This is a genomic window from Mesorhizobium sp. ORM8.1, from assembly GCF_053005525.2.
Genome location: NZ_CM132600.1, coordinates 1,724,665 through 1,748,341 on the forward strand (window position 1 = coordinate 1,724,665; position 23,677 = coordinate 1,748,341).

Here is a 23,677-nt window from a genome sequence, read left to right on the forward strand (position 1 = left end):
GACCCGATTCTTTCCCTGAAGAAAATAATATTTATATTCCTGGATGGTGATCTCTCTATTGTGTTATCGTACTGATGAACAATAACCCCCTATTGGCGATATCTACGTCCCAGCTGTCCTCATCGTTTATCCCGAATGACAGGGCCCCATCAACTCCAACAAAATCATCCAACATTACGTAGCCGCCGTCAGTCTGGCTGCCTATTCTAATCTTGCTCACGCCAGTCACAGCCATCGGGGATAGCAGAGAACCAATCCCAATTATTCTCTTTCTGAGGCGATCTTGATCATCATCAGCAGACCCCACTATCCAAGAATTTATCAGAAGCTGCGTTTGTATCCTCGCCAAGGCAGACCTAACGCCATTTAAGTCAGTTTTGATACTGACAATACTTTTATTGAGGCCATCAACTCCCTTGGCTGCTACAAAGCAGTTTTTTGAAAAATCAAGTAGAATGGCCTTTTCGACTTCGAAATCAATTCCATCGATTATCGATGTAAGTTTAACCCCTGCCTTATTTTCGAAGTATTCCACATGCTTCTTAAGTTCTTTAAATGAATCCATGCATTTAATTGCCTCTGCTTTGTACATTTTTTCGACTATAAAAGCAGATAAGGCGGATAATGACTGCGCTCCCCAACACGAAAGCTCTGCCATAATTTCAGGATCAGCCTCAAGATTCTTACGATTATGCATATGTCCTTCCCAAATTTTTAAAGCAGGGATCTGCGCTGGTAGTCCGGTTCCGGCCGACGCCACGCCATCTCGCCTGCGCAGTGATGGTCTTGCCGCGATGAACCAGAATTTCATCCCAACTTTATCACAGGTTTCATTTTTTGGGGGCTTAACCACCGGGCTCGCGCGTAATGGTCTTCACTGCCGGCCTTTGACGCCATAACATCGGGAATTGCTAAGTCGAGGCGAGGATCTAGCGAAAAGGACGGGCGGCGACTTGGCAGATTCAGAAGATCGATGGGCGCAACGGCTCTGCCACGCATATGCGCCTGCGTTGTGCTTGGGGGCTATAGCCGGTGTTCGCTAGTGGTTTCAGGAAAATCTATCATTTTCATCTAAAGAAGTGCGGCGGCACGTCGCTGAACAGTTGGCTGAACTCCCATCAACCAGATGATCGAGTCTGGGATGAAACGGAAACGCTAAAGCTATTGAGGCGTGTTGAACGCTTCAATCAACCCATGAAGAGTGCGGCGTCGACAGTATTCTCGACCTCATACGCATTTGGCACCCATCTGCCAATTCGAGTGTTCGCGCCGGACGATGTGTTTTGCACTACAGTTTTGAGAGATCCGAAAGCACGCATCCTTTCGCAGATTGCCGATTGGCGGCGCGAAGCCCGAATAAAAGGTTACAATGGTTCGTTTGAAGATGAGGCCCTCAGAGACTCTGTTAGTCTCTCCCTGGCCTCGTTTTTGAGGAAGAACTCCCAATCAACGGTACGATTTCTACTTGATAATTATATGACGAGAGCGCTTGCCGCTGGAAACACGACAGAGATTGTCGAAGATGTGGTGGACACACGTCCGCTGCTGCCTATCGCGCTCCGCGCGCTCGAACAGGATTATCACGTAGTAGGCGTTACCTCGCGATTGCCCGAGACCAGGGCAGCGATCGCATCGACGCTCGGGCTGGTTCATGATCCTGAGCAAGCAGTTGCCTTGAACGTCACGGGGTCCAGTCGCACCTTGGCTTCAGAGGTAGACAAGGAGGCCAACCGCCTTCTCGACTGTCTCACCGTTCACGACCAAGTTCTTTACGACCGCGCTGATGAGTTGTTCGAAAAGCGCCATAGTGTGGCGGCGGCCGTATACAACGAGGCTGAGTTCGAGAGACACCACGCAGCCTTTGCTACGAAACGCTTGCGGCCGTTTGCCCGTGACGGTTTCTCAGTCGTTTCCGTCAGGGATACAATCCTCGGCTCGGGCCATTGGGGACGGGACGCCGCCGGCTCACCTCAATGTTGCGTATGGACGGGGCCTTGTACACGAACAGCTTTGTACCTTTCGTGTCCAGCCGACGTCGATCTATCCATCAGAATATGGATACGCGGCTATGCCTCTAAACGTCTACGAAGTCAGCTTCGCTTTGAGGTTGATGATGTGCCGCGCACACATTCATTCCAGTCGGCGGAAGGCTGGTTGGAGACGGCAACAATTCGAGCCCGTTCAAGGAGGGCCTTTCTAAAGATCGCGTTGCTACTCAATGAAACCGAAGCAGATGAAACGCCCGGCGACGACAGGAGACGGGGCGTAGCTTTCGACTCTTACGGCTGGGCTGTTGACTCAGCTTGAGGCGGTGCTATCGCATCATCCTTCAAACTCGATTCCATGAATATGCGACGTCCGATGTCCGGCCTCCGGAGACAACATTGAAAATCGGCATCGACGGCAGGAACCTGAGATCGGCCACGGATGGAATAGGCAGGTTCGTCCACCAGTCGATCAAGGCGCTGTCGGTGCTCGGCGCCGAGATTTGCGTCTACGCTCCCGCCCCGATCAATACCGTCCATGACCTGCCTGCCGATGCGAAGCTGCGGACCGGCGGGGCAGAGACCCTGCCGGCGCGGGCGCTGTGGGGGCAAGCCATGCTGCCTGCCTGGGCTGCGCAGGATCAATTGGATGTTTTCTGGGGACCGTCCCACCGGCTGCCGCTCACTTTGAACAGGCATATCGCGCGCGTGGTGACGATCCACGATCTCGTCTGGCTGCACGCGCCGGATACCATGCACGCCCGGACCTTGCTCGGCGAGCGCCTGCTGATGAAACCTGCTCTGCGACGGGCCGATATCGTGGCGAGCGATTCAGACGCCACGGCAACGGCGCTGCGGACAGAATTTCCGTGGCTGAAAGCGCCAGTCGCGACGGTTGCACCCGGCACCACTCCCCTTCCCGCGCCAGGTGATCTTTCCAGCCTCGAAACGCTCGGCATCGTCAGGCCCTATGCGCTTTTCGTCGGCACGCTCGAGCCGAGAAAGAATCTCGGCAAGCTGATCCAGGCCTATGGGATGCTGCCTGAAAGCACCCGCTCCCGCTGCGATCTGGTTATCGTCGGCGGCAGCGGATGGAAACAGACGAGCCTGGCCGACGACGTGCGCCGCGGCGGACTCGAGCGGAACGTCATCTTCACCGGTTTCGTCGACGACCGAATGCTGGCGAGCCTCTACGCGCACTGCCTCTTTCTGACCATGCCGTCGCTTTACGAGGGCTTCGGCTTCCCAATCGTCGAGGCGCAGTCGTTCGGCAAACCGGTGCTGACCTCGAACATTTCGTCGATGCCTGAAGTTGCCGGCGGCAGCGCCGTTCTCGTCGACCCGCAGAGCGTCAATTCGATCGCCGATGCCTTCGGGCAGCTTTGCCTCGACGCCCCATTGCGCCAGAAGCTTTCCGCCGGAGCCCGCCGGAATGCGGAGCGTTTCACCTGGGAGAATCATGCCAAAGGCATGCTAGAGTTCTTTGAGCAGGCCATCCGGTTAAGACGAAAGACGCCTATTTGAAAGTCCTGCATTTCTTCAAGACATACTGGCCGGACAGCTTCGGCGGGGTGGAGCGGACCATCCATGCCATCGCTGAAAGCACGGCACGGCACGGCGTCGAGACGCAGGTCCTGTCGTTGAGCCGCGCTCCGGCGGAAAACACCAGGCGCATGGACCGCCATATGGCCGTGAAAGCCAAGCTGGATTTCGAGCTGGCCTCGACCGGGTTCTCGCGCGCGGTGTTTGGCAAATTCGACGCGCTCGCCCGGCAATCGGACCTTGTGCACTATCATTTTCCATGGCCGGTCATGGACATCGCCCATTTCCGCGCCCGTCACGGCAAGCCGGCGGTCGTCACCTATCACTCCGACGTCGTCAGGCAACGGTTGCTCCTGTCGTTCTACAGGCCGTTGATGATGCGCTTCCTGGGCGACGTCGACGCCATCGTCGCGACATCGCCCGACTATCTGCGGTCGAGCGCCGTGCTCAGGCGGTTCGCAGCCAAATCGAGCGTCATTCCGATCGGCATCGACGAAAGCGCCTATCCGGCGCCGACCACGGCCGACATCGATTGGTGCCGGTCGACGGTGTCGGGTCCATTCGTGCTCTTCGTCGGCGTCCTGCGCTACTACAAGGGACTGGATGTGCTTATCGATGCGGCTGACCGGGCGCGATGCACAATAGTCATTGCCGGATCGGGACCGATCGAGCAGCAATTGAAACGCCAGGTCGAAAAGCTCGGCCGAGACAATGTCATCTTCCTCGGCGAAGTGTCGGAAGGACAGAAGATGGCCCTGCTTCATGCCTGCAACGGCTTCGTCTTTCCCTCGAACCAACGCTCGGAGGCTTACGGGGTTTCGCTCGTGGAGGCGGCCATGAGCGGCAAGCCAATGATCTCGTGCGATATCGGAACCGGAACGTCCTATGTGAACAAGGCCGATGTCACCGGTCTGGTCGTGCCGCCGTCCGACCCCGATCGCCTGGCCGAGGCCATCAACCGCCTGATCGATCTCGCCGCAAGAAGCGGAACGATGGGGACAGGCGGCGCGCCAACGGTTTTGCGAGCTCTTCACCGCCGAGAAAATGGGGCAGGCCTATGCCGACCTCTATATGCGACTGTCCAATCGCGGCGCCTAGCCGGTCGCCTGTGATTGCTGTTGCTTTCGTGCTCTCCCGGCATTGAGCTTTGCCGCGCCTCGTCCTATAAGGCCGCGCGCAGCGGGCACGCCCGCCTGCTGGGGCGTCGCCAAGTGGTAAGGCATCGGTTTTTGGTACCGACATTCCCAGGTTCGAATCCTGGCGCCCCAGCCAAGCTGGATGCCCTTTGGACATGGCTATCCCTTGGGACTGCTCAGTCGATAGCACTGCGGTTGTTTCTGCAAGCAAATCAAACGGTTGTCGAAAGACAGCGCGAACCTCGCCATCGTCCCATGTACAGGTGGGCACAATGTGCGGGCTTTTATCTTGCCATCCTTCGGTCGTGTGTAAGCGTCCGGACTTTGCACCCAGATTGCGTAGTGCAATGGCGCGACATGTCGGGCTCCTTCGTAGCATGGAGGATCTCCGGTGAATTTGAGACATTTCGAGAACAAGGCCCGGCAGTCCTATTGGGTGGTTCACGTCGAGGCGTGGCGGCGCAGCGGTCTGACGCGGACGGAATATTGCCGTGTGCATCGCCTGACGAAGGATACGCTCGATCGCTGGCTGAAGTACTTCGCGGGCAACGACGCGGCACGTAAGCAGGCGGAATATCAGGCGGAATTGCGCCGCCAGAAGCGCCTGGAAGAGCGAGCGAAGCGGCAGAAAAGGCGCGCTCGGCTGCGCTTTGCGGTGAGCACGGATGTGCGCAACCGCGCCGTCCAGGCGTTCTGGGCGATGCATGTCGAGGCGATGAACTGGAGCGTCATGGGCATCCGTGAATACGCCGCCGCGCTGCATCTTTCGCCGACGAGCCTGCGCACATGGCGTGACCGACTGGGCGAGGGCGAGGTCGAAATCGACTGGCGGGCGCATCTTCATCCCTCCGCCCGTCCGGTCGTTAGCACTAGTGCTAGCGGAACACCGGCGGAATCGAGCTTGACGACCTCATCGAAGGATGATCCTGGCGCGCCTCGGCAGCCTGCCCGACGCTTCTTCAGCGACGAGGAAAAGCATGCCATCGCGCTGGAGAGCGACCAGCCGGGCGTCAGCGTCTCGCAGGTCGCGCGCAAGCACGGGATCGTCACGGGCATGCTGTTTCGCTGGCGTGTGCAGTTCGGCGTGGCGCAGAAGAAGCGCGCGAAGCTTGCGCCCGTCGCGCTGACTGAGGGCACGCCGGCGGCACTTCTGCAGCCGCCGGATGGAATGACGGCGATCGATCTGCCTGACGGCCGGCGCGTATTTGCGCCCGCCGGCAGCGATCCGGATGCCGTTCGTGAGCATCTCGAAAGCGAAGGAACAGGAAGATGATGATCGTTCCCGCGGGCGTGAAGGTGCATCTGGCGCTGGGCTACACCGATATGAGGAAAGGTCTCGATGGGCTCGCCATGCTGGTGCAGCAAACGCTGAAGCAGGACCCGTTCTCGGGTCATCTGTTCGCCTTCCGGGGCAAGAAGGCGTCGATGCTGAAGATCCTGTTCTGGGATGGAAACGGCCTGCGCCTGTTCACCAAACGGCTCGACCAGGGCAGCTTCGTGTGGCCGGTAACGGCCGGCTTCAATGGCTCGATCACAGTGACGCCGGCGCTGCTTGCGATGCTGATCGAGGGCATCGACTGGCGCGCTTCATGAAATAGAGCTTGGCTCTTGGAACGCCAATTCAGACCCCAAGATATCGTTTGAGGATTGACCGTTGTTGATGATATAGGCGCGATGCGCCAAGGCAAACGTGGCAGCCAAGTTCTGTTCGACCAGAACGATGGTCAGGCCGTCCGCCAGCTTTTGGCAAGCCTCCATGAGATCGCGAACGATTACCGGCGCCAGCCCTTCGAAAGGTTCGTCGAGCAACACAATCTTAGGATCGCGCACGAGTGCGCGAGCGACCGCCAGCATCTGCTGCTCGCCGCCCGACAGGTCCGTGCCTCGGCTGCGGCGGCGTTGTGCCAGTCTGAGGAAAATGGCGTAGATGCGTTCGAGCGGCCATTTATTGCCTGCCGTCCGCGAAAGAGCACTTCATCCAGGCCCATGCAGTCAGACGATACCGGATCAGTAGCGCAGCAACGCTCCACGGCCGTCAATACAACTTTGGCTGGATATATATCACTTGATGACATATCTCCTGAGCGAATGGTCGGCGATTGCCATCCTGCGCGAACGACCGGCGATCGAATGCTCATGGCTGTCCCCCGAACGCAGGGCCGAGGTATCGACCGGTCAGGCAATCATCCGCCGTCACAGCACCCAGCGGAAGGCGCGTTTGAGTTCCTTGACGCCATCCGCCTCGTACCAGCGCCCATGTGAGATGATCACGCGCTCCGGCTGCCAGTTGATCATGCGGCGAACCGCCGCCCGCAACGGCTTCTGGTGCCGAAAGAAGCTCAATTGCATGTCGAACGGGGCCTTGCCATTCGGGTCGACGACACCGCCGAGTTTCATGAGGATACGATAGAACCAGCCATGAATGCGCTTCGGTTCGAAGTTCTCGATCAAGTCGGTGAGGATCAGAGTTCGTGAAGCGCGATGAAAGAATACCGCCTCGGTAATCGCGTCGCCGCTGACAACCAGCGTGTTGATTTCTTCGGGCCACGGCGTGTTCTGATCCACCAGCACCGTATCGACGATTACCGGGCGCTTCGCGCGCTTTTGCAGATCTGGCACTGCCAGAACGGTCGCTCCAGGCAAGCGAGCTTTCCATTCCGGCAGCCACCAATAGTGCAGCGAATTCGGTGCGACGAGATAACGGATCGGCCCCAGCTTCTCTATCGCCGTTTGAAGAGCAGACGTGTGGCGCACAGGCGAATGAAGGATCAGATCTCCACAATGAAGCCGGATAATCGTCATGCGGGTGGTGAACGGCACTTTCAGCCAACCGAAACCAAACTCGATTTCCGGTCCGTCGACGATCCAGATATCGGTTGCCGCCGCTTTGAGCACATTGATCGGCGCGTACGGCTCCAACCAGTTGTATTCGCGAGCTTGGCTAAGTGATTTCACCTGATCGCTCCATACTTCTCAGTCGCCTGAGAGATTCGGCCAGCAACGGTTCGTGTTTGAACATTTCCTGAAGGTGATCGGTGGCAAGGCGCTCAAGCAGCGCGACCCCTTTGTCGGTCATGACGACAAGCACACTGCGGCGATCCGCGGGAGATTGTCGCCGTTCGGCCAACCCAGCGCTGACGAGCCTATCCACCAGTTGCACCGCGCCATTCGGTTGAAGCAGCATCTGCGCCGCGAGGTCCTTGATCATGATGGCTTGATCAGGATGGACCTTGATGGCCAACAGTGCCTGATATTGCTGCGATGTGACCCCGGCGGCCAAGGCGGCAACCTCGCTGAATGCCAGAAATCGGCGCAGCGCATAGCGGAATCCCGCCAACCCTTGATACGCATTGTCGTCCAGGCTCGAAGATCTTCCTTCACCCGCTTCGTTGCTGTCGTGAGCGGATGCTTTTTGGAACCGGGCGCGAGCCCGTTTGGCGGCCTTCCCGGATCGTGGCCCTGAAGGACTGGAAGGATCGGCTGCTGACACTCTTTTCAACTCCCTCACAATATGTCATGACATGACATATATCAAGCAAAGGCTTGGTACGCTAGCAGGTTCGCAAGACCCGGGCTTCGGTCATTGCAAATCATTTCCCGGGGCAGACCTTTCATGGCACGTGGCGACACATCAACGCCGAGCAGTTCGATGGCCAACGTACATCGAGCTGGCAAACTTTCCGCACAGGATGCACCCCATCGTGAGGCGATGGAAGATGAAGAGAGGCATCGGCTCAGTCTCTTGTATCTTACCGTCCTCGCCCTCGCTCTGGGCGTGGTAACCGGTCTCGGCGCCGTCCTGTTTCGGGATTTGATCGGTCTGCTTCACAATCTCTTCTTCAATGGCATGTTGGCGGTCGGCTATGACGCGAACGTGTTCACGGCGCCGAGCCGATGGGGTGCGTTCATCATTCTGGCACCGGTGATCGGCGCCGTTGTGGTCACCTTTCTTGTTAGCAACTTCGCGCCTGAAGCCAAGGGCCACGGCGTGCCGGAAGTCATGGACGCCATCTACTACAAGGAAGGCAAGATCCGCCCTATCGTGGCGTTGGTAAAATCGCTGGCGTCAGCCGTTGCCATCGGCAGTGGCTCGTCGGTTGGTCGAGAGGGTCCGATAATCCAGATCGGATCGGCGCTTGGATCGACATTGGGGCAGATCATCCAGATGCCGGTTGGCCAGCGGATCGCTATGGTCGCGGCAGGGGCGGGTGCCGGTATAGCCGCTACGTTCAACACGCCGATCGGGGGCGTCATGTTCGCGATCGAGTTGATGATGCCCGAAGTGAGTGTGAGCACTTTCCTTCCGGTTGCGATAGCAACCGGCGCCGCGACTTTCGTGGGGCGCTGGTTCATCGGACAGCAGCCGGCATTTGCCGTGCCGCAATTGCAGGCCCTGACCACGGACGGCAATGCGGTCGCGCTGCTGGTGCTCTATGCTGCCCTCGGTGGGGTGACCGGAGTGGCGGCGGCCGGCTTCATCCGCAGCCTGCATCTGGTCGAGGACTGGTTCGACAAAATTCCGGGGCGATACATACGCCACATACTCGGCATGCTGCTGCTGGGGCTGCTGATGTATGTTCTCTTCGTCACGCTCGGACAGTATTATGTTGACGGCGTGGGCTATGCGACGATCGAGAGCATCCTGGTCGGTCACACCTCCGCGGTATGGCTGTTGGCCCTGTTGTTCGCTTGCAAGGTTATAGCTACCTCCATGAGCCTGGGCTCGGGATCTTCTGGCGGCATCTTCTCGCCTTCGCTGTTCATGGGCGCCACGTTGGGCGGCGGCTTTGCCGCACTGCTGCAGGCCATCGGAATTCCAATCCCGATCAGCATTCCTGCCTTTGCCATGGTGGGCATGGGGGCGATGGTTGGCGGCGGTACGGGGGCTGTGATGACTGCGATCACCATGACCTTCGAGATGACCCGCGAGTACGACATCGTCATGCCGATGATCTTAGCCGTGGCCACCAGCGTCGGAGTCCGGCGACTGCTTTCGCGTGAGAACATCTACACGTTAAAGCTGGTCCGTCGGGGACGTGCCATTCCCAAGGCGTTGCACGCCAACATGTTCCTGGTCCGCCATGCGCGCGAGGTGATGGACGCCGGCATCCTGGTGCTCCAGGCGGAACACCGCTTCGACGATTTTTTGCGAGAGCATGAGGCGGAGGGCAGGCTTCGCCATGTGGTGGTCATCCGAAATGGCCAGATCTTCGGTGTGCTCCGCGTCAACACCGGGCTGCGGCGCGGCCTCGAGGGCGCGCATACCGGCGTCACGCTCGGGGACATCGCCAGCCGTGACTACACGATCGTCGGCGAGAGCATGGTCGTCTCCGACGTGATCGAACGGATTTGGCGCAAGAACGCATTCATGGCCGTCGTCGTGCACGGCCACGGGATTCCGCGAGAAGATGACGTTGTCGGCGTCATCACCAGGGAGCATGTCGCCAACTCCGTGGCCGACGGCCTGAAGATCTATCCGAGATAACGGTCCAGCCGGCATCAAGCGCGCGGGATCCGCGCCGCCAAAAAGACCGAGCCAGGCGTAGTGAAATCGGATCGTCGCTGGCGGCACCCTGTTGGACGATATGACCGGTGTCCATGACGTGGCAGCGGCCGGCGCCTGAAAGCGCCAGACGCACAGCCGCGTTCGACCAGCGGGATCCACCGCTTCACAAAATTGCGACTGGCCTGGAATAGTTTCCGGCCAAGCTTGGTATACGCAGCATGAAGGCGAAATTCGTCCGCACGCGTCATTTGGAGAATTTCCAGGTGCCAAAATACAATGTCGCTGATGTTGAAGCGCGGAAGGCGAGATCGAGCGTCCGAGGACCTCCACCACTGGCATCTTTGCCCGCAACTGGAAGCCGGTCATTCCTGGTCCCCTCTTCCCTAATTGCCGAGCCAGGTTTGGCAGAACGGTCTCACCAGCCCGAAAGGTCGGGTTGCTTCGCGGTCATCATCAAAAGGAAAATGCCATGGCGGACAATCAAACATTTTCGGAACGCTTCGACGAATACCAACCCTCCAAGACGCTCTGGTTCTGGTCATTGGTAGGCGCGGTGATGCTGACGATGATCGTCGGCTTTACTGCCGGCGGTTGGACCCTGGGAGGAACAGCATCGTCAATGGCGAAGACTGCGGCCATAAAGGCGCGGGCAGAACTGGTCGCCAATTTTTGCGTCCAAAAATTCATCACAGCGTCAAACGCGAGCGAAAACCTGGCCAAGTTGAAGGGAACATCGTCCTACCAGAGGGACAGTTTCATCAGCGACGGCGGGTGGGTGAAACTGGCTGGAATGAAGAAGGATGCTCCGGGCGCCGCGGACCTATGTGCGGACAGGTTGGCAGCGATGGACACAATCCCGACCAACAGCGTGGCTCAGGACAGCACCAAGGGTTGACGGCCACTTCAGAATCACCCGGCAGCGCGCATGTACTGCCGGGCATTCATCGCGATGGGGGCCAGGCCATGTACGAAGCGTGGTTTTCAAGGCCGGTGCCAGTGGCGATCGGCATTTTCGGCAAGATCGAGAACCTTTCCAACGCCAATCAAGCGGTCGACTTGCTTACCAAACACTGGCGCAGCGCAGGAAGTCAGAAGCATCTGGCGGCACTACGCGCCTGCCGCCAAGCCATGAACGGCGGCATTGCGGCCGACGTCGCCAGGGACGCATTGGTCGATGCGGCTCGAGAAGCGCACATGCTCGTCGAATAAGCCTAAGTACCGAGCGATCGTCCGGACACAGTGAGCGGCGCCTCCGACGGCGTCTGATGATACGATCCTTCCCATTCGCAGGTAAACGACCATGAATTCCGGAGCACCGCTCGGCTTCCTGACAGTCCGCCGGCTGGTCGGACGTCGGTTACAACTCGTGCTCGCCCTTTTCATTCTTACAACCGCGCTGATCTCGATACCCGCACCGATGGCTGGGCTGCGGGCGGAGGTCAGAGCTCTTCCTCTACCTCGCTTCGTCTCGCTGAAAGCTTCATCGGCCAACCTTCGCGCCGGCCCTGGCACCGGCTACGACATCCAATGGGTCATGACACGCCCGGGCATCCCGCTGGAGATCTACCAGCAGTATGGCAATTGGCGCCGCGTAAGGGATTGGGAGGGAACCACCGGATGGATCTTTGGACCCCTGTTGTCGGGGCGCAGAACGGGGATTGTCGCTCCCTGGACGAAGAACAATGTGGCGCTGCGCAACAAACCGACAATCGATAGTCCCATCACCGCCTGGCTCGAGCCTCGCGTCCGAGTCAAACTGACACGGTGCGACGGAAAGTGGTGCGCTGTTGCGCTAGGGGAAACGTCCGGCTTCGTCAAACAAACCGACTTGTGGGGCGTCTATCCCGGCGAAGTGCTTTAAGAAGGGGTGGCTCAAAATGACCGACCGAACGGTGTTGATTTCCGGCGGCGGCATTGCGGGGCCTGCCCTTGCTTTTTGGCTCGACGCCGCCGGATTCCGGCCGACTCTGATCGAACAGGCGCCTGAATTGCGCACCGGGGGCTATGTCATCGATTTTTGGGGCCTTGGCTATTGGATCGCCGGGAGGATGGGCCTCGAGGCAGATATCAATCGCGTGGGATATCATGCGCGCGAAATGCGCATCGTGGACGATAACGGAAAGCGCGTCGCAGGCTTTGGCACAGACGTCTTCGGCGAGTTGACAAACGGCCGCTATGTCACGCTCGCGCGCAGCGATCTCTCGCGGCTGCTCTTCGAAAAGGCCAAAGACAGGACAGAGATCATTTTTGGCGATGAGATCGCCGGGCTTGAAGAGGCGTCAGACGGCGTGCGCGTTCGTTTCAAACATGGAGGCGAACGCAAGTTTGTTTGGTGATAGGCGCGGATGGTCTGCATTCGGGCGTTCGTCGGCTGGCATTCGGGCCCCAGCGTCAATTCGAGAAGAAACTCGGCTACGCGGTCGCGGCATTCGAGGTCGAGGGCTACTGCCCGCGCGACGAGGACGTGTACTTGATGTACGGCCGGCCGGGGCGAATGGTCGGCCGTTTCACGCTGCATCACAACCGCACGCTTTTCCTGTTCGTCTTCGCCGTCGGCAGCGAGTCGTTGCCAGCGGCGTTGGTCATGCAAAAGGAAATGCTGCGGGAAAGATACGACGATGGGAGGTGGGAATGCCCTCACATTCTGGAGGAGTTGGATCGTACTGGGGAGCTCTATTTCGACAGCGTCAGCCAGATCATGATGAACAGCTGGTCTCAAGGTCGCGTTGCCCTCACCGGCGACGCCGCGTTTTGCGTTTCCCTGTTAGCTGGACAGGGTTCAGCCTTGGCGATGATTTCCGCCTACGTGCTGGCAGGCGAACTCCTGAAAGCCGACGGACGGCATCGGGAAGCTTTCCTCAGCTATGAAGCGTTCCTACGGGACTACATCCAAGCAAAACAGCGGGGAGCGGAGCGATTTGCCACTGCTTTGGCACCCAGGACACAGCTAGGCCTGCTATTCCGCAACTTGGTAACGAAGGCATTCGCTGTGCCCGGGCTGGCGCGCCTGGCGATCGGAAAGGAAATTAGCGACGCGGTGCGGCTACCCGACTATCGCTGGCGGCTCCCAATCGGTTGACCGTTCTGGGCAGGAAGGTCAGCCATCCAAACTGTAGACGAGGCCCGGCTCAACGATCCATTCGCCGGAAGAGAGCGATTGGACATCGTAACGCCCGTCGGACAGTCGTGCTGCGAGCCCAACGTAGCGGTAGCGAGTGCCTGCTGAATCCGCGACCGTGGCGAAGATCGGCTGATCGGCAAGGTAACCGACGATTGTGCTATTGGTGCCAGACTCCGGAGCGGTCGGCCCGGCAATCCTGAGAATGTAGTATTCAATCGGGATACTTCTGGCACCCATGCGCACGAGCATGCCTTTCCTTACGAGGAAGGCGCAGGCCAGTATGCTCTCACCGCCTCAATAGATCCAATGAAATGACCTGCGACGTCGGTCTGCAGCCGTCCGTTACCTCACCGTTTGGTCGTGTCCCCACAGGTGGTGTAGCTCGGCGGTAGTGAAGCCGCTCGCGAGTGCGCCGTTAGTCGCGCTGTAGCGAGCGAGCGGCTTTGCGGTGGTCATCGGCGCTTTCCGGTAGGGTTTGGTTGTTGACGCCAACCCAATTCGGAAGGACCACCGATGACCGACGACATGATGAACCTGCGCACGCTCGTGGAGAAGACCCCGGATGCCGATCTCCTGCGCGAGATGATCGGCTTTGCCGCCGAGCGGCTGATGGAAATGGAGGTTGGGGCCGCCACCGGCGCCGCCTATGGCGAGAAGAACCCGTTGCGCACGGCCCAGCGCAACGGCTATCGCGAGCGCGACTGGGAGACGCGCGCCGGCACCGTCGAGCTGCGCATCCCGAAGCTCAGGAAGGGCAGCTATTTCCCCGGTTTCCTCGAACCGCGCCGCATGGCCGAGAAGGCGCTGACCGCCGTCATCCAGGAGGCCTACGTCCAGGGTATCTCGACCCGCTCGGTTGACGACCTGGTCAAGGCCATGGGGATGAGCGGCATTTCGAAGAGCCAGGTCTCGCGGCTGTGCGAGGAGATCGACGGCAAGGTCAAAGCGTTCCTTGAAAGACCCATCGAGGGCGACTGGCCCTATCTGTGGATCGACGCCACCTACCTGAAGGTGCGCCGCGGCGGCCGCATCGTCTCGGTCGCCGTCATCATTGCCGTCGGCGTCAACGCGGACGGCCGGCGCGAGGTGCTGGGCATGGAGATTGGCACCTCGGAGGCCGAGCCGATCTGGACGGAGTTCCTGCGCAAGCTGACCCGCCGCGGCCTGCGCGGCGTCAAGCTCGTCGTCTCCGATGCCCATGAAGGCATCAAGGCGGCCGTCACCAAGGTGCTGTGCGCGACATGGCAGCGCTGCCGCGTCCACTTCATGAGGAACGTGCTGGCCCATGCCGGCAAGAGCGGCCGCAGGGTCGTCTCCGCTTTCATCGCCACCGCCTTCGCCCAGGAAACGCCCGAGGCCGCAAGCGTGCAATGGCGCGCCGTCGCCGACCAGATCCGGCCGAAGGTGCCGAAGTTGGCGACAATCATGGACGACGCCGAGCCCGACGTGCTGGCCTACATGACCTTCCCGAAAGAACACCGCGCCAAGCTGCACTCGACCAATCCGATCGAGCGTCTCAACGGCGAGATCAAGCGGCGCACCGAGGTCGTCGGAATCTTCCCGAACGACGATGCGATCGTGCGTCTGGTCGGCGCAATCCTGCTCGAACAGAACGATGAATGGGCAGTGCAGCGGGCCAGATATATGACTCTGGAAACGATCAGCCAGATGAGCGATGATCCCCTGATCAGCTTGCCAGCCGTGGCGCGCTGATCAGCCCGGCCCATGCCGGAGAGCACGGCGACCAATGCCGTCAGCTACACCACTCCCCGGGACACGATCCACCGTTTGGCGGAAGGAGCCGAAATGCACGAATTGCTCTCCAATTGGGTGATCGATTTCTTTAGGGAGGATGCATCTGCTGGCCTCTTAGGCCGGCCGAGCGTTCACTTTTTCGGGTGCGGTTTAAATTGACTCTTGGGGGTCACATTTAAAGCGTAGCTTCCATCCGTCGCCCGTACCAAACAAAGACAAGCGGACGCTCGGAAGCGATTATCGTCCCAGGCATTGGGAGGCAAGCATGTCACCATACGGTGTGGCTGATTCCGTCGAACTCGCCATTTTGACAAAAACATTAGATGACTATTGCGCCGCGCACCACATCGTTGGCGACTCTGACCGTCAGCGGATCGCAATCAAGGTGATGAGCCTTTTCAGGCAGGGTTTGATTACGCCCGAGCAGTTATCAGCGGAGCTTGAAAAGATAGAGTAGCGACTCTTGACCTTTCGACCCACTACCTAGCCGGTGGTCCCGATCCACGCCGAGTACGGTCGGCACTGTGGTATCAGGAAGGTAACGATCCACTCGTACGCGGGTCTCAAACATTCCTCTTCTGCCGGCAGCTCAAAGCGCTGAAAAGAGACAGCGAGACAATCCCTTGAACATGCTGATCGCCATCGCCTTGACATTTGTCGCAGTCATCGGTTCGTCTTCGCTCCACTATGAGGCAATCCAACGCCTTGACAGATTGGCCCGCAGGTCAGCTGGGGCTTATCCCGCGCTGCTCTTCGTTATCTGCGGCCTGGTTGGATTGCATCTTCTGGAGATCGGGATTTATGCCGCGATATTCCACCTCGCGGACCAGACCTTTTCCCTCGGCGATTTCAACGGAAAGACCTTTCCGTCGAGCATGGATTATTTTTACTATGCAGCAGAGGCTTACGCCTCCCTGGGGTACAATAACGTCATACCCGCCGGTGAAATGCGCCTCGTCACGTCCATAGCGCCACTGAACGGATTGCTACTCCTGACCTGGTCAGGCTCGTTTCTCTTCTCGCTGGTAGAGGATTGGCGAGGGAAGGGAAAATAAGGCCCGCGCGGCGCTTTCGCATTCCAGCAGAGCGACCTTTTCGACTGAGAATCGGCAGCAAGCGCCATCACGCGTTATTACAAATAGGAACAAATCCGTGAACGCGGGCCCGATAGGCTGGAATCGCCCAACTCGTGCCACAATAGAGGCACCCCATTCTCCCCGCGCAAAGTCGCCAAAGCTTTGCAAGAAAACGATAATTTTCAATTTGTAGGCGGGAGGTATCGATGAATCCTGCGGGTATTCGCACGCCCTTTTCAAAGCCAACAACCTGTGTCGCCACAGCCATATTGGCGGCCGGCCTCGTTGCAACTGCACCTCAGGCACACGCACAAACCGCGGCGAGTGCCGCGAGCCAAGCGCCGACCGGCCTGTGGCTGACCACGCCCTATCCTGAATTCTCGGCCCAGGCCGGCAAGGACGTAAGTGTGCCCTTGAGGTTGGCGAACCGCGGGCTCCCGCCCCAACGGGTAGAGTTCGGGATCGATGGGCTGCCAGGCGGGTGGAAGTCGGAGATCGATGGCGGCGGCAAACCAGTCGGCGCCGCGATAGCGGGGGCGGACAGCACGGTGGATCTTGTGCTGAAGCTGACGCCGCCGACAGGTGACGTTGGCAAGGCCGTGAACTTTGCCGTGTCCGGGAAGGCCGGCACGGAAGCTCTCAAATTGCCGATGGTGGTGACGCTCGCCAAGACCGAGCCGGCAAAGTTGACACTGGAACCCAAGCTCCCTGCATTGCGCGGCACCGCCAAATCAGCCTTCGACTTCCAAGTCGACATCAAGAACGATGGCCAGGAAGACTCGACGGTCAATCTGCTTTCGAAGGCGCCACCCGGCTTCCAGGTGACCTTCAAGCAGGGTTATGGCTCGCAGGAACTGACCAGCTTGCCGCTGAAAGCCGGAGAATCTAAAACGCTCTCCGTCGGCGTCCAGCCGCCGGACAACGCCCAGGCCGGTCAGTATCCGGTTGCGATCGCCGCCAGCGGCGGCACCGCCAGCGCCGACACCAAACTGCTGCTCGACATTACCGGCAGGCCATCCGTTTCTCTTTCAGGTCCCCAGGGCCGGCTTTCCGGCGATGCCACGGCGGGTCGGGAACGCACCTTCACATTCACGCTGTCCAACAGCGGGTCGGCCCCGGCCCGCGATCTGAAGCTTTCGGCGAGCCCACCATCCGGCTGGAAGGTCACCTTCAATCCCGAGAAGGTCGACGAGATCGCACCAGGCGGAACATCCGACGTCGGCGTCTCGATGACACCTTCGACCCAGGCGATCGCCGGCGACTACATGGTCTCGGTCCGTGCCAATGGTGAGGGCGCATCCGATAGCGCCAATTTCCGGGTCACCGTGCGCACATCGACGCTATGGGGAGTGACGGGCCTCGGCGTCATCGGCGCCTCTGCCTTGATGCTCGCCTTCGCCGTGACGCGGTACGGACGCCGATGAGCCCGGTTATCGAAGCGCGCGGCCTCGTCAAGCGTTACGGTCGATTTCCGGCGGTTGACGGCATCGATCTCACTGTCGAGAAGGGCGAGGTATTCGGTTTGCTCGGCCCTAATGGCTCGGGGAAGACCACCACGATCCTCTTGCTTCTCGGCCTCACTGAGCCGACAGCGGGCTCGATCCGTATCCTCGGACTCGATCCGCTGCGCCAGCCGCTGACCGTCAAACGGCAGGTAGGTTACCTGCCGGACCAGATCGGTTTTTACGATCATCTGACTGCATGGGAAAATCTCGCCTATACGGCAAGGCTTGCAGGCCTGATATCCAAAGAGGCCGACACGCGCATCATTGATGCTTTGGCGCGGGTGCGGCTCGCCGACGTCACCCATCGCCGCGTCGCCACCTTCTCGCACGGCATGCGCCAGCGGCTCGGACTGGCCGAAGTGCTCGTCAAGCAAGCCGAAATCGCCATCCTTGACGAACCGACTTCGGGTCTTGACCCGCAGTCGACGCAGGAACTGCTGGAGCTGATCCGTGAGCTGGTGGCCGAGGGCGTGACGTTCGTGCTTTCCTCCCACCAGCTCGCGATGATGCAAACGATCTGCGGCCGAGTCGCGCTTTTCCGCAAAGGCCGCATCGGGCTCATCGGAGGGGTCGAAGATCTCACCGCCAACGTCCTCGGCGGCTCATATATGGTCGAGGTCGAAGTCGAAAACGCCAATCTGGTGAAGGTGCTTGCCGGGGCACCGCACGTATCCGGACTGACCGCCTTGAAAGGGGGACGCTGGCGTGTCGATGCCGACGCGGATGTCAGGGCTGACCTCGCCCGGCGCATCGTTGGCGCCGGCGGTGCGCTTCGTTCCATGACCATCCGCCGGGCCACGCTCGACGAGGTCTATGTCCGCTATTTCGAAGGAGTGAACCATGATGTCGCGGCGTGAAGGATCACCATTTGCTGGCCTGTCGACGATCGCGCTCAAGGAAGCCGCCGATCACATGAACAGCATCCGCATCCACCTGGTTATGGTTCTGATGCTGCTTACTGCAATCGGATCGGTCTATGCCGCGATCGGCCAGATCAAGGCCACAATCGGTGAAGATCAGTTCCTGTTCCTGCGGTTGTTCACCACCGCGCAGCAACCCCTGCCATCCTTCGTCTTCTTCCTCGGCTTCCTGGTGCCATTGGTGGCGATCGCACTCGGCTTCGATGCCATTAACGGCGAATACAACCGCCGCACGCTGTCGCGCGTCCTGTCTCAACCGATCTACCGTGACGCGCTTCTCACGGGCAAATTCCTGGGCGGGCTGCTCGTCATCGCCATCTGCCTGCTGGCCCTGTGGCTGCTGGTCACTGGCCTTGGCATGCTCTTGCTCGGGCTGCCGCCCAGCGGCGAGGAGATCGCCCGCGGCGTTGCCTTTCTGTTTGCCTCCTTCGTCTATGCCGGCGTCTGGCTGGCGGTGGCAATGGCCTTCTCCACCATCGTCAAAGCACCGGCGACGTCGGCGTTGTGCGCCCTCACCGCATGGCTGCTGTTCTCCGTATTCTGGCCGATGCTGGCGCCGCTGATCGCCGGCGCCGTCGCGCCGATCGACCCTCTCGATCCGATGACAGCGGTTCATCAAATCGATATTCAGCAGGCCATCGCCCGCGTCTCGCCCAACACGCTCTATGGGGAAGCCACGCTTGCCTTGCTCAACCCGGCAACGCGCTCGCTCGGTTTGCTGTTTGCTGACCAAATGAGCGGCGCGCTGATGGGAGCACCCCTGCCCTTCTCGCTGAGCGTGGCCCTGATCTGGCCGCAGCTCGCCGGCATGATCGCAGCACTTCTTGTGCTGTTCACCATCGCCTACGTTTCGTTCCAGCGACAAGAGATACGGGCGTAAGGTATGTCGCTAGCCGCCCAAACCGATGTCGGAGGCGCGAGCATCGCAGAAGAGAATTCCACCCCCGGTGGGGTGCAATTGGATATTCCGCGACTGGGAAGCCAATCCGGTGCCAAGGCACGACGCCTCGCGCTTACCGCAATCATTTTTGCAGCATTGAGCCTTCTTGTTCTGGCATTCGGCAGCACGATCCAGGGCATCGACTATCACGCCCTCGTGCACGCGCTCAGTCATTTCCCGGCTGCCGCGGTCGGCTGGTCGATCCTTGCAACCGTGGTAAGTTTCGCAGCCGTGATCGGGCGCGACATCTGTGCGGTGTATTACGTCGGCGCCCGCAAGCTCCGTCTGGCGCCCGTGGTGGCCGGGTTTTGCGGAACCGCTCTCGGCAACGCGGTTGGCTTTGGCACTCTCACAGGCGCGGCTGTCAGATACCGCATCTACCGCGCTGCCGGGATTCGGTCTGACGATATTGCCCGCCTCCTGTTGTTCGTCGCGGGCGGATTCGGCCTCGGCCTCGCCGGCTTCGGAGGCTTGACGACCCTGATCGAGGCGAGCCCGGTCTCCCATCTTCTAGACTGGCCGACCACCTTTTTGCAGGTCGCGGCTGCGAGTGCGCTCTCGGGATCGATCATACTTCTATTGTTTGGCTTGCGCGGGCCGCTCCGCATCGGCGGCTTTTGCCTTGCCCCACCCAGCAAGGCGATTGCCGCCATGCAGCTTGGGCTGACTGGTATCCGGCTCTTCGGAGCCGCGACTGCGCTGTGGGTGCTGCTGCCGGGGGGATCAATCGATTTCCTCAGCTTTGCCGCGATTTTCTCAGCCGCCACCGCTTTGGGCGTCGTCAGCACCTTGCCAGGCGGCATCGGGATATTTGAGGCGGCTGTTTTCTGGGCATTCGCGGGACGTGCTTCCGTCGATCAGATCGCCGCGGCGCTGCTGGCATATCGGGGGATATATTTTGCCATGCCGGTGGTGCTTTCCGCGGCTCTGCTCGCAATATTCGAAGCCCGGCTTGCCATCGGAACGAGGAATCCCGCCGCGGGCGATCCTCTCGTCGAGGCGGCAGCACGCCTTACACCGCGCTTCATGGGGGTCATCGCTTTTGCGACCGGAGTGATGCTTCTCGTGTCCGGAGCGACGCCGACTTTCGGACACAGGCTGGCCATTCTCTCGATGCGACTGCCTCTGTGGGTGGTGGAAACCTCTCATTTCATGGGCAGCCTGTCAGGCGTCGTATTTCTGTTTGTTGCCCGCGGACTGTTCGAGCGACGTGACGGCGCCTGGTGGCTTGCGCTGCTGATGGCCATAGCGAGCCTCGGCTTATCTCTGGCAAAGGGACTTGCCTATGGCGAGGCTGGATTCCTCGCTATTGTGATCTGCCTCCTGCTCGCCACCAAACGTCAGTTCGACCGGCGAGCGTCAATGCTGGACCAGCCCTTTACCCTGGGGTGGGTCGCCGCCGCCAGCCTGATCGTCGTCGCGACGAGCGCAATCTTCTTCGTTGCGTTCCGGAATGCCGACTACACAGCACGCGATCTCTGGTGGCAATTCGAGTTCGACGCGCAAGCTCCCAGGGCGCTGCGTGCCTTGCTCGGCGCGGCGGTTCTTGCCGTCGCAATCGGCCTTTGGCAGTTGCTTCGCCCACCAAAAGGGCTTGCGGCGCGTCCGGACCCGATGGCGCTTGGGCAGGCCTCGCGGATCATTCGTGCGCAGGACAGGAGCCAGACAATGCTAGCCCTCATGGGTGACAAGAGCCTGATGTTCTCCGAAACGGGAGACGCTTTCATCATGTATGGAAAGCGCGGCCGTAGCTGGATCGCGCTCTTCGACCCCGTGGGTCCAGTCAAGGATTGGCCTGAGCTCATCAAGGGGTTCGTCGCGTTGGCCGCCAGTTATGGTGGCCGCGCCGCATTCTACCAGATCCGCCCTGAAAACCTGCCATTCTATCTGGATGCGGGCCTGTCAGTCATGAAACTTGGCGAGGAGGCATGTGTGCAACTGGCGGCCTTCGAACTGAAAGGTGGAGCAAGTGCCCACCTTCGCTATGCGCTTAAGCGAGGCGAGCGCGAAGGATTAACGTTCGAACTGGTGCCGCCTCAACAGACCGCCCGGATCATGGATCCGCTGACCGACGTTTCGGTCGAGTGGCTGCGTTCGCGCAAGACCAGGGAAAAAGGGTTCTCGATCGCGGCGTTCGAGCCGGCATATCTGGGCTCTCAGTGGATCGCCCTCGTTCGCCAAGCCGGTGTTCCCGTCGCTTTCACGACCGTCATGACGACCGAAACCCTCCAGGAAGCGTCGGTGGGCCTGATGCGGCACACGGCCATGGCATCGCCTTATGCCATGGAATTCCTGTTCACGAAGCTGATCCTTGAGCTCAAGGACATGCGCTACCGCAGTTTGAGCCTCGGCATGGCTCCACTGAGCGGTGTACTGGCGGCTCCCCTATCGTCGCGATGGCACAGGCTGGGTGAAATGATTTGGCGATATGGCACGCGCCTCTACAATTTCCAGGGCCTCAGAGTTTTCAAAAACAAATTCAATCCAGCGTGGGAGCCGCGCTACCTGGCGGCTTCGGGTACGTTGAGCCCATTTGTCGTCCTCGCGGATGCCACTGCTCTGATCGGTGGTAGGTTCATAGGCTCAGGAGCAAGACACCAGAATGGATAGGCTAGCCTTTTTCCTATCAGCAGCGTTTGCAATCCTGGCGCCGACACCATCACTGGCGATTGAGGGTGGCCGTTACGGCGAAGTCCACCTTGCGGTGCCGGACGGCCAGATCCAGGGATACGTCGTCTTGTTTTCGGATCAAAACGGATGGAGCGACGCGAACCAGGCGGCGCTTGCGGCGCTTGGGCGGCAGGGGGCACTCGCGGTCGGCGTGGATACCAAAACCTATCTGGCCAGGCTCTCGGAAGAAAAGGAGCCCTGCCATAATCTCGTGGGCGATGTGGAGATACTGAGCCGCCGACTGCAGCGCGAGCATAGTGGCCTGCAGTACCATTTTCCCATTCTGGCTGGTGTCGATGCCGGCGGAACACTTGCAGGGGCCATTCTGGCGCAGGCTCCCGTCAACACGGTGGCTGGGGCTGTCTCGGTGGATCCGAGCGTGGTTCTTCCCAGCGAGCGCCCGCTTTGCGCGGGGGCGCCCTCGTCTCCTCGCCTTGGCGGTTTCGCGTACGGACCGTCCAAGGCCTTGCAGGGGTTTTGGAGCCTTGGTTTTACGGCAGCAGAGCCGAAAGAAGCGCGCGCCTATTTTACCTCGCTCCAAAGCGCTGGCATGCCGATGAGCATTCAGTCTGTCCCCGGTATCGTGAGCGATGCTGTTACCTCACTTGTGCAGCCGCATTTCAATGCGGGCGATGCAAGCGGTCTCGCGGCGCTTCCCTTGATCGAGCTGCCGGCGCCAAACCCGAATGGGCTGATGGCGATCGTTCTGTCAGGCGATGGCGGCTGGCGCGACTTGGACAAGACAATCGCCGAAGAGCTGCAGTCACGTGGGATATCCGTAGTCGGTTGGGACAGCGTCCGCTATTTTTGGGAGAAAAAACCCCCGAACAAACGGCGGCGGACCTGACCGCAGTCATTCAGACATATGGCGAAAAATGGCACGCCAAAAGCGTCGCCCTGGTTGGTTACTCCTTTGGCGCTGACGTCCTTCCCTTCGTCTACAACGACCTCGCCACTGGAGTGAAATCACGTATCGCGCAGATTTCGCTCCTTGGGTTCGCGAATGCAGCCGACTGGGAGATTCAGGTCGCAGGGTGGCTTGGCGCTGCGCCCAGCTCCGAGGCCGTCCCGGTCGCAACAGCGATCGAGCAGGTGCCCTCCAAGTTGGTCCAGTGTTTCTACGGAGATGAGGAGACAGACACATTCTGTAACACGCTCTCCTCAAGAGGTGTCGAGGTGATCAAGACAACCGGTGGCCACCACTTTGATGGCAACTATGCCCGTTTGGCCGAGCAGATCCTGGATGGCTTCAACAAGAGGGTCGCTGCCAAGATGTAGCGCTCATTGACTGCACCGGTCTGGAGTCCGACGCAGCCATGCTGCAAACGCGGCCACGGCATGATCTCAGCAGCTCTGTTGCTGTTCAGATTCGAGCAAAGGAAGTAGCCGACCATTTGGCTTTGGCCAGGACTGGAAGCTTCTGACCTTGATCAGCAATCGTCAGTACAAGATCATCTCAAGGGCAGTGCCTGGATAGATTATTAGCCGACGTTACCAAATGTTCACGCAATGGAAATGACG

The 23,677-nt window shown here is 59.7% G+C and carries 21 protein-coding genes, 1 tRNA gene and 3 pseudogenes; 20 read left to right on the forward strand and 5 right to left on the reverse strand.

Annotated elements, in window-relative coordinates:
• Positions 1 to 55 precede the first annotated feature (55 nt).
• The gene (locus tag ACVDG8_RS09090; RefSeq protein ID WP_455707653.1) at positions 56 to 811 is read right to left on the reverse strand and encodes a hypothetical protein; all 756 of its coding nucleotides are present in this window, start codon (positions 809 to 811) and stop codon (positions 56 to 58) included.
• Positions 812 to 1,032: 221 nt separating this feature from the next.
• Between ACVDG8_RS09090 and ACVDG8_RS09095 the strand changes: the two genes are divergently transcribed.
• From ACVDG8_RS09095 to tnpB, 6 genes and pseudogenes are all read left to right on the forward strand, one after another.
• Positions 1,033 to 2,307, forward strand: coding sequence for a hypothetical protein (locus tag ACVDG8_RS09095; RefSeq protein ID WP_447254408.1), 1,275 nt, complete (start codon positions 1,033 to 1,035; stop codon positions 2,305 to 2,307).
• A 77-nt stretch (positions 2,308 to 2,384) separates the two neighbouring features.
• On the forward strand, positions 2,385 to 3,509 hold the full coding sequence (locus ACVDG8_RS09100) for a glycosyltransferase family 4 protein (protein ID WP_447254409.1): 1,125 nt from the start codon (positions 2,385 to 2,387) through the stop codon (positions 3,507 to 3,509).
• Positions 3,506 to 4,625 (forward strand): annotated as a pseudogene (locus tag ACVDG8_RS09105) (glycosyltransferase). The gene ACVDG8_RS09100 and the pseudogene ACVDG8_RS09105 overlap by 4 nt, the downstream one beginning before the upstream one ends.
• Before the next feature lie 99 nt (positions 4,626 to 4,724).
• A tRNA-Gln gene (locus ACVDG8_RS09110) sits at positions 4,725 to 4,799 on the forward strand.
• Between the two features lie 255 nt (positions 4,800 to 5,054).
• Positions 5,055 to 5,936, forward strand: a complete 882-nt coding sequence (gene tnpA, locus ACVDG8_RS09115; protein ID WP_447254411.1) for an IS66-like element accessory protein TnpA — start codon at positions 5,055 to 5,057, stop codon at positions 5,934 to 5,936.
• Positions 5,933 to 6,256 carry an IS66 family insertion sequence element accessory protein TnpB gene (tnpB, locus tag ACVDG8_RS09120; protein ID WP_447254412.1) on the forward strand — a complete coding sequence of 108 codons (324 nt, stop codon included), beginning with the start codon at positions 5,933 to 5,935 and terminating at the stop codon, positions 6,254 to 6,256. Before tnpA ends, tnpB begins: the two co-directional genes overlap by 4 nt.
• On the opposite strand, the pseudogene ACVDG8_RS09125 reads toward tnpB, so the two are convergent.
• The 3 genes and pseudogenes from ACVDG8_RS09125 to ACVDG8_RS09135 form a co-directional block, all read right to left on the reverse strand.
• Positions 6,251 to 6,622 (reverse strand): annotated as a pseudogene (locus ACVDG8_RS09125) (ATP-binding cassette domain-containing protein); the annotation flags it as partial. The gene tnpB and the pseudogene ACVDG8_RS09125 sit on opposite strands and share 6 nt — an antisense overlap.
• 234 nt (positions 6,623 to 6,856) lie before the next feature.
• Positions 6,857 to 7,618, reverse strand: coding sequence for a DUF4336 domain-containing protein (locus ACVDG8_RS09130; protein WP_447254413.1), 762 nt, complete (start codon positions 7,616 to 7,618; stop codon positions 6,857 to 6,859).
• Complete coding sequence (locus ACVDG8_RS09135; protein ID WP_447254414.1) at positions 7,605 to 8,153, reverse strand: MarR family transcriptional regulator; 549 nt, start codon at positions 8,151 to 8,153, stop codon at positions 7,605 to 7,607. The genes ACVDG8_RS09130 and ACVDG8_RS09135 overlap by 14 nt, the downstream gene beginning before the upstream one ends.
• 123 nt (positions 8,154 to 8,276) lie before the next feature.
• On the opposite strand from ACVDG8_RS09135, the gene ACVDG8_RS09140 reads away from it, so the two are divergent.
• The 6 genes from ACVDG8_RS09140 (at position 8,277) to ACVDG8_RS09165 (ending at position 13,248) form a co-directional block, all read left to right on the forward strand.
• Positions 8,277 to 10,148: a chloride channel protein gene (locus tag ACVDG8_RS09140; RefSeq protein WP_447254415.1), complete on the forward strand. Its 1,872-nt coding sequence runs from the start codon at positions 8,277 to 8,279 to the stop codon at positions 10,146 to 10,148.
• 490 nt (positions 10,149 to 10,638) lie between these two features.
• Complete coding sequence (locus ACVDG8_RS09145; RefSeq protein ID WP_447254416.1) at positions 10,639 to 11,064, forward strand: hypothetical protein; 426 nt, start codon at positions 10,639 to 10,641, stop codon at positions 11,062 to 11,064.
• Positions 11,061 to 11,378: a DUF982 domain-containing protein gene (locus ACVDG8_RS09150; RefSeq protein ID WP_447254417.1), complete on the forward strand. Its 318-nt coding sequence runs from the start codon at positions 11,061 to 11,063 to the stop codon at positions 11,376 to 11,378. Before ACVDG8_RS09145 ends, ACVDG8_RS09150 begins: the two co-directional genes overlap by 4 nt.
• Positions 11,379 to 11,469: 91 nt before the next feature.
• On the forward strand, positions 11,470 to 12,030 hold the full coding sequence (locus tag ACVDG8_RS09155; protein WP_447254418.1) for an SH3 domain-containing protein: 561 nt from the start codon (positions 11,470 to 11,472) through the stop codon (positions 12,028 to 12,030).
• 16 nt (positions 12,031 to 12,046) lie between these two features.
• A complete protein-coding gene (locus tag ACVDG8_RS09160) occupies positions 12,047 to 12,505 on the forward strand; it encodes an FAD-dependent monooxygenase (RefSeq protein WP_455707654.1) in 459 nt (152 codons plus the stop codon).
• Entirely contained in the window at positions 12,502 to 13,248 is a 747-nt protein-coding gene (locus ACVDG8_RS09165) for an FAD-dependent monooxygenase (protein ID WP_455707818.1), read from the forward strand. Before ACVDG8_RS09160 ends, ACVDG8_RS09165 begins: the two co-directional genes overlap by 4 nt.
• 18 nt (positions 13,249 to 13,266) lie before the next feature.
• Here the strand turns inward: ACVDG8_RS09165 and ACVDG8_RS09170 are convergent, their stop codons facing one another.
• Positions 13,267 to 13,539: a hypothetical protein gene (locus ACVDG8_RS09170; protein WP_447254420.1), complete on the reverse strand. Its 273-nt coding sequence runs from the start codon at positions 13,537 to 13,539 to the stop codon at positions 13,267 to 13,269.
• 264 nt (positions 13,540 to 13,803) lie between these two features.
• Here ACVDG8_RS09170 and ACVDG8_RS09175 point away from each other — a divergent pair, with 264 nt between their 5' ends.
• The 8 genes and pseudogenes from ACVDG8_RS09175 to ACVDG8_RS09210 all read left to right on the forward strand — a co-directional run bounded on the left by ACVDG8_RS09175 (position 13,804) and on the right by ACVDG8_RS09210 (position 23,434).
• A complete protein-coding gene (locus ACVDG8_RS09175) occupies positions 13,804 to 15,003 on the forward strand; it encodes an IS256 family transposase (RefSeq protein WP_023780675.1) in 1,200 nt (399 codons plus the stop codon).
• Between the two features lie 307 nt (positions 15,004 to 15,310).
• On the forward strand, positions 15,311 to 15,502 hold the full coding sequence (locus tag ACVDG8_RS09180; RefSeq protein WP_447254421.1) for a hypothetical protein: 192 nt from the start codon (positions 15,311 to 15,313) through the stop codon (positions 15,500 to 15,502).
• Between the two features lie 172 nt (positions 15,503 to 15,674).
• Positions 15,675 to 16,100, forward strand: coding sequence for an ion channel (locus ACVDG8_RS09185; protein ID WP_027167798.1), 426 nt, complete (start codon positions 15,675 to 15,677; stop codon positions 16,098 to 16,100).
• A gap of 569 nt (positions 16,101 to 16,669) precedes the next feature.
• Positions 16,670 to 17,545 carry a COG1470 family protein gene (locus ACVDG8_RS09190; protein WP_447254422.1) on the forward strand — a complete coding sequence of 292 codons (876 nt, stop codon included), beginning with the start codon at positions 16,670 to 16,672 and terminating at the stop codon, positions 17,543 to 17,545.
• Positions 17,542 to 18,483 (forward strand): ABC transporter ATP-binding protein, encoded by a 942-nt coding sequence (locus ACVDG8_RS09195; RefSeq protein ID WP_447254423.1) that lies wholly within the window; start codon positions 17,542 to 17,544, stop codon positions 18,481 to 18,483. Before ACVDG8_RS09190 ends, ACVDG8_RS09195 begins: the two co-directional genes overlap by 4 nt.
• Positions 18,467 to 19,426 carry an ABC transporter permease gene (locus tag ACVDG8_RS09200; RefSeq protein WP_447254424.1) on the forward strand — a complete coding sequence of 320 codons (960 nt, stop codon included), beginning with the start codon at positions 18,467 to 18,469 and terminating at the stop codon, positions 19,424 to 19,426. Before ACVDG8_RS09195 ends, ACVDG8_RS09200 begins: the two co-directional genes overlap by 17 nt.
• A gap of 3 nt (positions 19,427 to 19,429) precedes the next feature.
• A complete protein-coding gene (mprF, locus tag ACVDG8_RS09205; protein ID WP_455707655.1) occupies positions 19,430 to 22,096 on the forward strand; it encodes a bifunctional lysylphosphatidylglycerol flippase/synthetase MprF in 2,667 nt (888 codons plus the stop codon).
• Between the two features lie 754 nt (positions 22,097 to 22,850).
• Positions 22,851 to 23,434 (forward strand): annotated as a pseudogene (locus tag ACVDG8_RS09210) (virulence factor family protein).
• Positions 23,435 to 23,677: the final 243 nt, after the last annotated feature.